This is a genomic window from Adhaeribacter swui (assembly GCF_014217805.1).
GTDB classification, from domain to species: domain Bacteria; phylum Bacteroidota; class Bacteroidia; order Cytophagales; family Hymenobacteraceae; genus Adhaeribacter; species Adhaeribacter swui.
Genome location: NZ_CP055156.1, coordinates 4,488,097 through 4,500,906, shown reverse-complemented (window position 1 = coordinate 4,500,906; position 12,810 = coordinate 4,488,097). Strand labels below are relative to the sequence as shown.

The 12,810-nt window shown below is 44.9% G+C and carries 8 protein-coding genes; 2 read left to right on the top strand and 6 right to left on the bottom strand.

All coding sequences use genetic code 11. The features are described from left to right. Positions 1-40: 40 nt before the first annotated feature. On the top strand, positions 41-1,420 hold the full coding sequence (gene lpdA, locus HUW51_RS18815) for a dihydrolipoyl dehydrogenase (RefSeq protein ID WP_185271175.1): 1,380 nt from the start codon (positions 41-43) through the stop codon (positions 1,418-1,420). 42 nt (positions 1,421-1,462) lie between these two features. Here lpdA and HUW51_RS18810 read toward each other — a convergent pair whose 3' ends face one another. From HUW51_RS18810 to HUW51_RS18795, 4 genes are all read right to left on the bottom strand, one after another. After that, on the bottom strand, positions 1,463-1,963 hold the full coding sequence (locus HUW51_RS18810; RefSeq protein ID WP_185271174.1) for a DUF2721 domain-containing protein: 501 nt from the start codon (positions 1,961-1,963) through the stop codon (positions 1,463-1,465). Positions 1,964-2,054: 91 nt separating this feature from the next. Further along, the gene (locus HUW51_RS18805) at positions 2,055-3,068 is read right to left on the bottom strand and encodes an acyltransferase family protein (RefSeq protein ID WP_185271173.1); all 1,014 of its coding nucleotides are present in this window, start codon (positions 3,066-3,068) and stop codon (positions 2,055-2,057) included. A gap of 136 nt (positions 3,069-3,204) precedes the next feature. Next, a complete protein-coding gene (locus HUW51_RS18800) occupies positions 3,205-4,374 on the bottom strand; it encodes an alpha/beta hydrolase family protein (RefSeq protein ID WP_185271172.1) in 1,170 nt (389 codons plus the stop codon). A 586-nt stretch (positions 4,375-4,960) separates the two neighbouring features. After that, on the bottom strand, positions 4,961-6,604 hold the full coding sequence (locus tag HUW51_RS18795) for an N-acyl-D-amino-acid deacylase family protein (protein WP_228466734.1): 1,644 nt from the start codon (positions 6,602-6,604) through the stop codon (positions 4,961-4,963). A 621-nt stretch (positions 6,605-7,225) separates the two neighbouring features. On the opposite strand from HUW51_RS18795, the gene HUW51_RS18790 reads away from it, so the two are divergent. Beyond that, positions 7,226-8,452: a sensor histidine kinase gene (locus tag HUW51_RS18790; RefSeq protein ID WP_185271171.1), complete on the top strand. Its 1,227-nt coding sequence runs from the start codon at positions 7,226-7,228 to the stop codon at positions 8,450-8,452. Positions 8,453-8,621: 169 nt separating this feature from the next. On the opposite strand, the gene HUW51_RS18785 is transcribed toward HUW51_RS18790, so the two are convergent. Both HUW51_RS18785 and HUW51_RS18780 read right to left on the bottom strand, forming a co-directional pair. Then, positions 8,622-9,494, bottom strand: coding sequence for a sterol desaturase family protein (locus HUW51_RS18785; protein WP_185271170.1), 873 nt, complete (start codon positions 9,492-9,494; stop codon positions 8,622-8,624). A gap of 308 nt (positions 9,495-9,802) precedes the next feature. Further along, positions 9,803-12,577, bottom strand: coding sequence for a S8 family serine peptidase (locus HUW51_RS18780; RefSeq protein WP_185271169.1), 2,775 nt, complete (start codon positions 12,575-12,577; stop codon positions 9,803-9,805). Positions 12,578-12,810: the final 233 nt, after the last annotated feature.

The window sequence follows — 12,810 nt, the reverse complement described above, 5'->3', positions numbered from 1 at the left end:
TTTTCCGGCAACATTCAGGACATTCTTTAATTAAGCACTTATGGAGCATTACCAGGCCATTATTATCGGTTCCGGACAAGGCGGTACGCCACTCGCCAAAAAACTGGCCCAAGCCGGCTGGAAAACGGCTTTAATCGAAAAGGAAAAAGTAGGCGGCACCTGCGTGAATTATGGCTGCACGCCTACCAAAACCTTAATTGCGTCGGCCAAAGTAGCGCATACCGTGGCCCGGGCAAGTAACTGGGGCGTAAAAAGCAATGAATATAAAGTAAATCTGCCCGCCATTATCGACCGGAAAAATAAAGTTGTAGCACAATTCCGAGGTGGTTCGCAAAAAGGTTTAGAAAGCACCGAAAACTTAACTTTAATTTTTGGAGAAGCTACTTTTACCGGAGAAAAACAAATTAAAATAAAACGGAATACCGGCAAAGAGCAGGTTATCAGCGCCGATAAAATATTTATTGATGTTGGCACGCGCCCCACGGTGCCGGATATTCCGGGCCTGGCAGAAGCGAACTATTTAACCTCCACAACCATCCTGGACCTTCAGGAAATACCTGAGCATTTAGTAATTATTGGCGCCGGCTACATTGCTTTGGAATACGGACAAATGTTCCGGCGTTTCGGGAGCCAGGTTACCATTCTGGAACATCACGCGCGATTTTTAAAAAAAGAAGACGAAGACGTGGCCGCCGAAGTACAAAAATTTTTAAAAAACGAAAACATTCAGATCCTTACGCAAGCCAAAGTAACCCATATTACCCAGCAGGAAAATAATCAGGTTTTAACCCTGGAGGTGGCCGGCAAGCAAACTAAAATTACCTGTTCGCACCTGTTACTGGCGGCCGGTCGCACACCCAATTCCAATACTCTAAACTTAAACGTAGCCGGAGTAAATACCAACGAAAAAGGGTACATCGTGGTAAACGAAAAACTGGAAACCTCCGCAGCAGATATTTATGCCATTGGTGAAATTACCGGCGAGCCCAAGTTTACCCATATTTCGTACAACGACTACGTTATTTTGTATAAAAACTTATTAGAACAAGGCCAGGAAACCACCACCAACCGCATGGTGCCCTACTGCATGTTTACCGATCCGCAGGTAGCCCGGGTAGGGCTAAACGAAACCGAAGCGCGCGAAAAAAACTTAAACTTTAAAGTGGCGCAAATGCCCATGGCAAAGGTAGCCCGAGCCATTGAAACTGGTGAAACGGCGGGGCTGATTAAAGCCATTGTGGATGCGGATACCGGACAAATTTTAGGCGCTACCGTAGTGGGCCCCGAAGGCGGAGAATTAATGTCGCTGATGCAAATGGCCATGGTTGGTAAGGTAAATTACCAAACACTGCGGGAAATGATTTTTGCCCACCCGCTATACGCCGAATCGCTGAATAACCTTTTTGCAACTATTGAATAAAGTATTTTGCAGAATTGTAGAATTTTTAAAATTTTATAGTTGCTAGCTTAGTCTGGGCTTTTTATACCGTTTAACCCGGTCCAGGACGGTATTCATTTCGTAGTTAACGGCCCTAAACGCAATTTGCGACTCGATAATGAGTAAAAGGCTGGCGTAAAAAAGAAAACCGGCGCCAAAAATAGTTAACAAGGTAAGCACCCAGGTATGTTGCAAGCCCGAAAACTCTAGTATGCCAATGGTAATACTAATAGCTACATACATGCCCAAGGTAATGTATAAGGTTGTTAAAGCTTGTTGCAATAACCGGCTGCGGCGGCTGGCATATTGAATTAATTCTATTACAATTTCATTTTCGTCTTCCAGAAAAGTACTTTCGCCGGGATGCATCATGAGTTTGCGCAATTGGTCGGATAAATTACGCACGCGCTCCACGGAGCGGCTTAAACGCTGCGAGGTTGTTAAAATTAAAGATCCGCTGGCAACAATAAGCACGGCCGGCGTAATCATGGCCGATAGAATAGTTAAAGCTTCGTTCAGGTTCATTCGGGTAAATTGGTCTGTACTTCAGAGGCAAAAGATACCACAAAATACAGAACTATAGCAATGCCTGGCTAAGTAGTAGCTGGCGTGATATTTAAAAAACCGGATTTATTGATTTACTCCGGAAATATTGCCTGATGGTTTTTTCGTAACGGCAGAATAAATAGCCTACAGCCAAGCATACCCCTAAATTTAAAACCAGGTTAAAGCGGTTTTCGATTAACCCGAAGTAAATAATTTGCACCAGAAAAATATGGTACGACGCCTTACCCAAAATTGCCAAAAATTTTAAAACAGGGTTATCAGACTGACTCGGTAAAGCTTTAAACAACAGCAAAACCACAAATGCGGCGTAGCTAAACGTAAGCACATTCTGGGTTTTCCATTCTTCTTTTATCTGGGGCAAATTTAAATCGCCGTACATCATTTCGAGCAGATAAACCCCACTGATAAGCGCCGCACTGGTAATTAAAGTAATTTTGGTAGCCCGGGCTTGCCGGAACACCAGCTTCGATAAAACCAACCCAAAAGCAATTGCCGAAAAATACCGCGGAAAAGCGGCGCTGTACAGGTATTTATTGCGGCTAAATAAGGGCAGGTCAGCGCTCAGGAGCAGGAAAGCCACTTCCAGCACCACCAAGGCAATAATGGTAAAAAAGGGATGCCACTTAAACCCGTATTTAATAAAAGGCAGCAACAGAATAGACTGAAAAGTTAAGGTAATAAAGTAATTACCCGGGCCCGATACCGGCAACACCCCCATCAGGTTAGATTTTCGGAATTCTATTTTATAATGCCCGGTAAGCCAATACCAGATAAACCCCAGGATAATGGATAAACCAAAAATTAAAAGAAAAGGCACCACAATCCGGTCGAACTTTTTTTTGAAATAGGTTGTGGTGAAGAGCTCCGCAAATTGGGGTTTTTTATTAAAAACCGACATGCCGGTATTCAGGCCCATGAGCACCATAAATAAAGGCACCGCCTGCCAAATGTGCAGTACCGAATAAGTTTTTAAAAGCGCTTTTTGATCAACAGAATGCAGAATAATTACCGAAATAATGGCAAATCCTTTAATTACATCTATCTGCTGAAAATCTTTACGCATGGGTTTTTGGTGCCGAAGAAAATACCCGTACCGGCAGGCTTAACAACTTCTCTTTACCTATTCGGGCAATTACCATTTTTTAATTTTTCAAATTTTATGTTTCACCGTACCAGTGTACCACTATGTTAACCATTCATCAGCGTTTTTGTTGCTCGTTGAGCCACAGCAAAGTAGGATTATATACCAGGTCGTGCACGCCTTCAAATAACACCAGCGTTACGTTAGCCGATTTTTTTACCAGGTGCACTTTAGGGTCCGCAGAACCAAAATACGATTCGGTGTCGGTGCTTTTTAAATCTTTTGGTACGGCTTTATTTTTTACGATGTAGTTAATCTGTTCTTCGGTTAACCGGTCTTTTTCGTCGGCCAGTAAATTATACGCCCGCAACGAATGGTCCGGGGGCACCAATATATCTTTAATGCCGTGGGCAATGTAAATAGGCATATCAATTTTCTGGTTTAAATGACTGATGGCACTGCGCTTTTTAGTTTCTTCCTCCGCTTTTTTATCTTGGGTGGGGTCGCCGCCTGCCGCCGCTATAATTTGTTGGCGGTATTTGCGGCTCGGGAATTTGGCGTTGTATTTAAACCAGCTATAAATATCTACCACGGGTACCCAGGCCGCTACCCCGGCCCAAATTTCGGGATGGTGGCTGGCCGCCAGTAAAGAACCCATTCCGCCCCCCGAAGCGCCCGTAACGTACACCCGGCTGGCATCTACGTTGGCGTTTTTCTTGGCGTAATTTACCGCATCCACAATATCCTGAATGGCCAATTCTGAACCCATGGCTTCCGGTGTTTGAAAAATGCCCCGGTAATTAGGCTGAATAAATACCCAATCGTACTTTTTGGCCCACAAGCAAAACGGAATGCTAGCCTGTTGTAAATACTCGTCGCTCCAACTGTGCAGCACTACCAACAGCGGCTTTTTTTTATCGCTACCGGAGTTAAAAAATAAAGCGGGTTCCTGTTTTTTGTCTTTGCTGGAGGTAACTTTAATATTCTGGATTTCTGGAACAGCTTTTTTCCAAGCGTTAAAATCCTGCGCCGAAAACGAAACGTATTTGCGGCTGGTGGTATACTCCGCCATGCGTTCTACTTTTTGCTTTTCCGGGCTTCCTTCCGGTTCCGGCTCTTCTTTTTTGGCGTTGGCACTATCGTTAACTTCGGCATTTGTGGTTTGGGCAGATTCGGCCGGCGAAGTACTTTCCTGGCTTTGTTGTTCGGTTTTCTGGTTATTTGAACAGGCGCTTAGGATAATAGCGAATACAATACAGCAGTTGTAAATAAAAACACGTGGCTTCATGAGGCTTTATTTTATTTTCTGCTCTAAGTAGCAGGCGGTTATCTGCCTCCAATACGGCTTATTAGTAAATTTAGATGTAGTTGCTTTTATATTTCCCTGATTTTTTTCCGGCGAAAACCGAATTATTAACCAATAGTAAGAAGTAGTTGCTATGGTGGACTTTGCTGTAGTTCTTTGGAGCCTGTTCCAGCCTCCAGGCTATGGTGCTATCTAATTTGCTGGCTTCAAGTTTTGCCTCGTGGCCGGCAGGCCTCGTTTGGCTCTTTCGGGCGGTTTAGCGAAACTTGGCTCGTTGCACTGCGCCATGCCTCCTGCGTCGGCACCGGAACGCTAAAAGGCCCTCAACAGCCAAACTGGTGTCAGTGGCCATGAGGCAAACTCAGCCCGTACAAATAAGATGGGAGCCGGCTCCAAAAGAAACACTTACTTTCAAGCAAAATCTATGTTAACTTTTTAATTCGATTTGATACGATTTAATTGGAAGCTTAAAAAATGGTTCGGCTGATTATGCACCAAAAATAAGGAAACCTGCGGGCATTTGTGTTAGGCAGAAAAGAGGATTTTTTAAAAAAATTGATTTTTAGCTTTAATATAAAGGGTTAGGTTGGTAGCCTGGGCCATACAAAATGTCCCCATTGCGCACACCGGTGTGTTTTCCTTCGGCGAGGGTGAGTTGGCCGTTTACCAGCACGTATTCCACTCCTTTGGTGTACGCGTGAGGCTTGGTAAACGTACTTAAATCCTGAATGGTATTGGGGTCGAACACCACTATGTCAGCCATCATCCCTTTGCGGAGCAGGCCGCGGTCTTGTAAAGCAAATTTTTGCGCGGGCAGCGAGGTCATGCGCCGGATGGCATCTTCCAACATAATAATTTTGCGGTCGCGCACGTAGTGGCTTAATACCCGAGCGTTGGTACCGTAACTCCGCGGGTGCGGCACCCCCACCCCAAACTCCCGGATTCCTCCATCCGAAGTAACCATGGTAAACGGGTACTGCATAATGTATTCCACATCGGCCTCGTTCATGCTGTGAAATACCATTTGCGCGCTCGATTGCTCAGCTAAATCCAGAATAGTTTCTATCTCGGCCGGAATAGTTTTGGAGCGGTGGAGCAAGGCATTTATTTCCGAAATATTTTTGCCGTTGTAAGCGGGTTTGGGTAAAAATTGCGCTACTACGCAGTAACTAAAATCGGGGCGTTGGCGGCGTTTCATATCGCTCACCATTTCGGCAATTATTTTTTTCCGGATAGCTGGTTGATGAAAACGGTAACTAATACTGTCCTGGCCGCCGGCCAAAGCCCACGCTGGAATTAAGGTATAAATGGTAGTGCTGCTGGCCGTATACGGATATTGATCGATTGTTACTTCCAGACCTTCTTCCCGGGCTTTTTTAATCATGGCCAAGGTTTCATTAGAGCGGTTCCAGTTGGGTTTGCCAATTTTAAAATGCGACACCTGCACGGGCATGCCGGTTTTTCGACCTACGTTTAAGGCTTCATCAATCGCTTCAAAAATTTTGTTGGTTTCGTTGCGGATGTGCGACGTGTACACGCCCTGGTGTTTGGCAGCAGCTTTAGCCAAGGCAACCACTTCGGCGGTGCCGGCGTAAGTGCCCGGCGTATAAATTAAGCCCGTCGAAAAACCGTTAGCCCCATCGCGCATGGCTTGCGCCACCAGGTTTTCCATTCTGGATAATTCTTCGGCGGTTGGGCGGCGGTTCGCCATTTGCATCACGGCTTTGCGCACATCGTTGTGCCCGATAAAACTGCCGATATTTACCGATACGCGTAAACTATCGATGTAGCGGTAATACTGACCAATGTCGGTGCGGGAAATACCGCAGTTACCGGTAATGATAGAGGTTACCCCATCGTAAATAAAGTTCTCGGCTTTAGGACTGGCTTTTTCGTCGCCTTCAATGTGGGTATGCACATCAATAAAACCGGGCGCAATTACTTTCTTTTTTACGTCAATTACTTTTTTAGCCGGAATATCTAACGAAGTACCCACCGCCATAATCCGGTCACCGAGCACGGCCACATCGCCGTAGTACCACGAATTGCCGGTGCCGTCCACTATTTTCCCGTTTTTCAGCAAGAAGTCGGCCTCGGTTGCGGTTGATTCAATTGCAGTTGGTTTTGTTGCAGGCGCAGGCGGCTGCTCCGGAAATTGGGTGGAGAGCAAAAAAGTAAAAAGCGATATCAGAAGAAAATAAAATACCATCATTTTTTTACCCGTTCGTTGCAAACCTTAAACTCACCGGAATAGTTTACCCGGATTTTATTCCTGCGTTTATAAATGCTATTAGCTGTTACGTAGATTTTTTAAAAAAAGTAAGTTGGGTTGCTGTTTTAAACCAACGAAGCTATTTGGTAATTCCCTCAAAAACTAAGCTGCTTGCGAGAAGACCTTGCATTATTACTCATTCCAAATGCATTGCCGCCAGCTTGTAGCTGGCGGGATTTTATAAGTGGAAATGGTTAATTCTAAAATCAAATTTAAAAAAATACACCTGCTACCTGATACTTGCTACCTGCTACGTGCTACCTGATACTAAAACCTAACTACTTACTACCTTCCACTGTGCAGCTTAAAAAAACTAATTTTTCTTGGTTTAAACCTTTAACCAATTAATTAGTTTAATACCAAAAATAAAATAGTTATGCGAAGCCTTGTGTATACTTGGTTCGCATTTTTGTTGAAATACCCGACAAAATTTATTTTAGCGGCGGGAAAGTATTAGAAAAACCCTGAACTATAATATCTAAAAAGCCAGTATGTTCGCAACACCTTTACCCACAAAGATGATTTTCACGAAGCTTTTTAGTGCCTACTATGAAACAAACTATGAATTTTTTAGAAAATCCTGTACTCGAGCAGGAAAGAATACAAGATTTACATTCTTATTCAATTCTGGATTCTTTCTCGGAAGAAGATTTTGATAACCTAACTACCATTGCTTCCCAAATTTGTGGCACCAGCATTTCCCTGATTTCGCTGATAGATAATGATCGTCAATGGTTTAAAGCCAAACACAATTTTACGGCAGACGAAACCCCGCGCGAATTTTCTTTTTGTGCCCACGCCATTAATCAACCAAACGATGTTTTAATCGTGGAAGATGCCCGCGCCGATACGCGTTTTCAGGATAATCCTTTAGTTAACGGCTCCCCCAATATTGTTTTTTACGCGGGTGTTCCTTTGGTTAGCGAGGCCGGTTATCCCTTAGGGTCGCTGTGCGTAATCGACGAAAAACCTAAATTGCTGAGCCCCGAGCAAATTACCTCCCTGAAAGCGCTTTCCAAACAAGCCATGAACTTAATGGAACTGCGGAAGAAGAAAATACAACTGGAAAAAGCAGAAGCCCGCTTGCAAGAGAAAAATGCCAACCTGGAGCAATTTGCCGTTTTGGCGGCTCACGACCTGAAATCGCCGTTGTACAACATTTCTTCGCTGATTGACTTAATCGAAAGTCAGTACGAGCAAGATATCCGGGAAGAAGTAAAAGAAATTTTAAATTACATTAAAGCCTCATCTACGAAGCTAAAAGATTTAATTGAGGGCCTGCTCGCCTACAGCCGCTCCGATCAGTTATTTAACGGCAACCAGGTAGAAATTAAATTATCGGACTTGCAACAAGATATTACCTGTTTGTTCCGGGGCAACAAAAACAGCCAGATACGCTTTTATTCTGAGGTAGACGCGGTGTATACCAACAAAGCCATATTGCAACAGATACTGGTAAACCTGGTAGCTAACGCCATTAAATACAACAACAAAAAAATGGCCGAAATAGAGATTGGCGTAACTGAGCAAGAAGAAGAATATCTGTTTTACGTGAAAGATAACGGCCCGGGCATTGCGCCCAAAAACCACGAACGCATTTTCCGGATTTTTGAAACGCTGCTCCAAAAAGACCAATACGGCGAAAGAGGCAATGGCATCGGCCTGGCTACCGTAAAAAAAATAATTGAACGCTCCGGCGGCACCATCCGGGTGGAATCGGAAGTCGGGCAAGGCGCTACGTTTATTTTTACTTTAAAGAAACCCGGTTTTACGCCAGCTCTACCTTAGTGCGGGGTTTGCTCAGGTCTTTTTCCGGAAGTTTTGAGGTAAACTGATTATTGTTAAGCTTAGCTAAAACTGAATTTTTTAAAAAATTAAAATCTGGATTACCTTTTTTAATAAAAAAACAGCCAGTTAATTAAACTGGCTGTTTTTAAAATAAGTTATCTGCAAATTATTATGGACACAGGTGCGTGGATGAGTATTTTGTTTTTTCGTCCCGCTCCGGCACGGTACCATCCGGTAATTGCCAGGGCCGTATGGCAGTAAAGGGCAGCCAAAACAGCTTTTTGGGCGTTTGTTCTTTGGGATCGCGGTAGGCGGGTACGCCAATAACTACTTTCTGCTGAGGCACATTTAACCGCAAGGATTGGTGCAGCCGGTCCCACCACGAAAATATTACCGAAAAATTGCTGTTGGTTTCCTGAGCCACAATGGAATGATGAATGCCGTGCATACGCGGAGTCACCAGCACTTGATTTAAACGTCGCTCTACTGGGTACGGCAATTGCCAGTTAGCATGATGAAAGGCAGTACAAGCTTCAAAAATAACTTCGTAAAATAAAACCAACGAAGAAGGCGCCCCCATTAGCGCAATAGCCGCCCCTCGGTAAGGTACCGACGCAATGTTTTCCCCGATGTGAAACCGCCAAGCCGTAGACAGGTCTAAGTCCAGATCGCTATGATGTACCTGATGAAAGCGCCACAACACATCGGATTTGTGCAGCAGTACGTGCCACAAGTAATTTGTGTAATCGAGTAGCAAAAAACCTATTGCGTAACGCAACCAGGTAGGTAGCCTCAGCCAGGCCAATAAACCAAAATTCTGTTTTTCGGCCCACCGGCCGGCGGCGTACATGCCCGGCACCAGCAACAGGCGCAAGGCCGGCAAAGCCGCTGCGGCCACACTGCCGTTAATCAGCAGCCTTTCTGGTTTAGGGCGGGTTCTGGGGCGCAGGGGTTTTCGGGCTTCCATTATAAAATACACCGCCGCCGCCAAACCCACCAGGGGCATCCCCCACTTATCAAACTTAGGAAATATAATTTTCATTCGTTTCAGTACCTCTTTCCGGATGCCTGGGTTACAAAGTTTGCAGCAGCCTAAATTTTTAAAATTTTAAATTCCGGAAAAATAGGAATGTGTTTCAGATTTGGCTTAAAACTAAGTTGATTATCTGAAACCATAACCTTACTACCCATTCAATATACCTTGCATTGCTGCCAGCTTAAGCTGTCTGGAACTTATAAATGCAAGAGCTCCAACTTTTCACAGCGTTAAACTCGAAGAAGGCATAGCGATATAATACCTGGTCCGCGTTGGATTGTATGAACGCCAACCGAACCAGGTATTTTATGGCATTACTTATTCAGTTTTAAAGTTTGGTGCACTACTCCCGAGTTGGTAATTAAGCGACTGAAATACAATCCACCTGGCAATTTGTTGCCATCCAGTTCTAATTCGTATTGCTTACCGGCTTCGGCATTACCGTTAAATAAAGTAGTAACCGGCACCCCGTTTACGTTATAAATAACCAGCGAAGTTTGACTGGATTCGGCCACGGTAAACTTTATTTTGGCTTTCTGGGAAAAAGGATTCGGGAACACCTTTAACTCGCTTTTGCCTTTCAGCTTTTCGGCCAAAAGGGGTACATCCAGCTTGCTGTTGGTGGCAGCAAAGAAAATAACTTTGTTGGAACCGGCTTTGCCCTGGGCCGCTGCATCGGGGTACGTAGTGGCAAGCAGCGAATATAAGGACGTGCTGAAATTAATACCCGTGTTGGTGTTAGTGCCGGCCAAATCGTAAGGCACTTTATTTTCGGTGGTAACTACGCCGTTTAAATTAAACTGCACGCTACCCACCTGGGCAGGATTGGTAACGGCTCGGATATTAAGTTTATCGGGCAACTCGGGCAAGTACAGAATATCGCCATTGTTTAAAGTTTTAATTACTTTTCCGGTAGTTACATTCACTAAATCAAAGCGTACAATTTCTTCTTCAACTACTTTAAATTTAATGGTAAGCGGCACTCCTTTTTCGCCTTGTCCGTTGGCTTTGCTGTACGGCGTGGCGGTTAAAGTATATTCCCCGGCTTTTAACTCAAATCCTTCACTAGCCGAATTCGGAAATTCATATGGCATTTTGTTTTCGGTAATTTTGCTGCCGTTCAGCTCCAGTATTACGCTGCCCACCTGCCGCGGGCCAACCATAGCCTGAAAGCGTACCTTTTTGCCAGGCAGCCGGGTAAGATTAACCACCGTTCCGTCGTAAATAGCTTGGATTTCTTTGTTGTTAGCGGCATTAATCAAAGCAAAAGACCGGGTGCCGGGCTTCGCCACGGCATTTATCGCGTCAAAAGCATTTAAAAAACCGTATCCGGTGTTATAGTCAAAACCTGGTTCGTCCATGTCGATGGCGGTTTTCTGCATGGTTTCCAGTATTTCGTTACGGTCTAGATTATTGCCGGCTGATTCTTGCATTAAAGCTGCTACGGCTGCCGCGTGCGGGGCCGCCGCCGAAGTTCCAAAGAAATAATATTTGCCCTGGAAAAGTTGACCAAAGAACGAGGTATTACCACCATCCGGTGCCGAAATTTCGGGTTTAGGCCGGACTACTTCTTTTATTTGTTTGCCATCTTTATCAAACAAAATCGGGGTGCCGCCCATCGAAGAAAAATCTTCCAAAAGAGGTTTAGCTGAACCATACGCCGGCGTATCGCCCCAGAATACCGCTCCGGTACTTACCGCACCGGTGGCATTGCTATGCCCATAAATGGTAGGGCTATTGGTAACATGTTCCTGGGGTTGGCCATTGCCAAAATCAACCCATTTTATATACATGGGATCTGGCCCGCTTACTTTTACAATGGCAATTTCAATTTCTTCTGAACTTGTGGTATCGGTAGAGAGCCCTATAAATTCAAAAGGATCGTTGCCGGCGCTTCTCTCCAGCGAAGAAAATTCATTAATCAGCTCGCCTTTGTAAAAAACCAAAACATCTAAATCGGTTTGGGCGCCGGGCACCCCACTCACCGAGAAAAACGGATCGGACCACTGTACCGGCAAAGTAATACTGCCCCCGGCCGGAAGAACAATGCGTTGCTTAATGTCGCCCTTGCCAAAGTCGTGGGCTACGCCGTAATTTCTTCCGTTTGCCACAATGTATTTACCGGAATTTTTAAATTTTGCCTGATACGACTGCTTCCCATTATTACCCGCCGAGCTAAAGTAAGCCACGTTCTTTTTAGTTACTTCATCTACGGCCTGGGCAATAATGCCATCCTGAAACATGGGTTCGGCAAAATAACTTACATCGTCGGTGATGATGTTACAACCGGCTTTTTGCAAATCCAGAATACCCTGGGCAAAGTTGGCCTGGCCGGCAAAAGCTGTATGAAAAGCCAGCTCCGCCGCTGGCGCTACATCATGAATAATCTCCAGCATGCCCCGCCCTTCGTCGCTATAAGAATTTTCATCAGCATCTTGTAGCACCTGCACCGGCGTAGAATAACCGTTGGGATTGCCTTTACCGGGCAACTCTCCTGCTTTCACGCCTTTATCTGCTCCCCCCTGGCTATTATAGCTATCCGACAATACCCCGATTTTGTTGTTTTTGCCTTTAATTACCTGGTATTTCCGGGCCGAATCGGCGTACATGGCAACATCGCCCTGGCTGTTTACTTCGCCGGTCCGGTGGATGGGCTTATAGCCCGGCCGGGCAAAATGCAGGTTCGTTAAGGCCGCTACCTTGTTTAAATTCCGGATCGGCATTTTACCCGACACCATGCGTCCGTAAACAGCTCCCTGCACCAAGCCCAAGGCCTGCAAATCCCGGAGTAGTTGGGCAGTTTGCTCTGGCTCAGCTACCGCTTCAATTACCACGTATCCGTCCTGGACTTGCAAGAAGCTTTTTTTGGTGAGATTACCCGGTCCTTTTTTTGGAATAGCACGGACACCCGTCTGGTAGTTCAGATGCAGTTCTGCTAACTCCGAACCAATTTTAGCTAAAGGGTGGGTAGCCGCCATTTTAGCATCTGGCTTGGTTTGCGCCCGTGCAACGCCAAGCCCAGCTAACAAGAGCAGGAAACAACTAAAAATAAGTAGCTTAAATGATTTTTTTTGGAAAAAGTAAATCATAATGAAAGGGTTTAAGAGTGGTTGAAACGAAAATCAAAAATTCTCCCTAACCCGAATCAAAGCAATAGCAAACTATGACCTAAGCTGGGCAAGGGCAATGAAAACGTGCAACAGGTAATCATTAAAATTAAGAAAAGAATAGCTAAACTAGACGGACGGTAGAGCTTCCATCCAGTTGTTAAGACGAAAAAAAACGTACTTGGTTAAAACTAATTTCACTTTTGGCAGAAAAT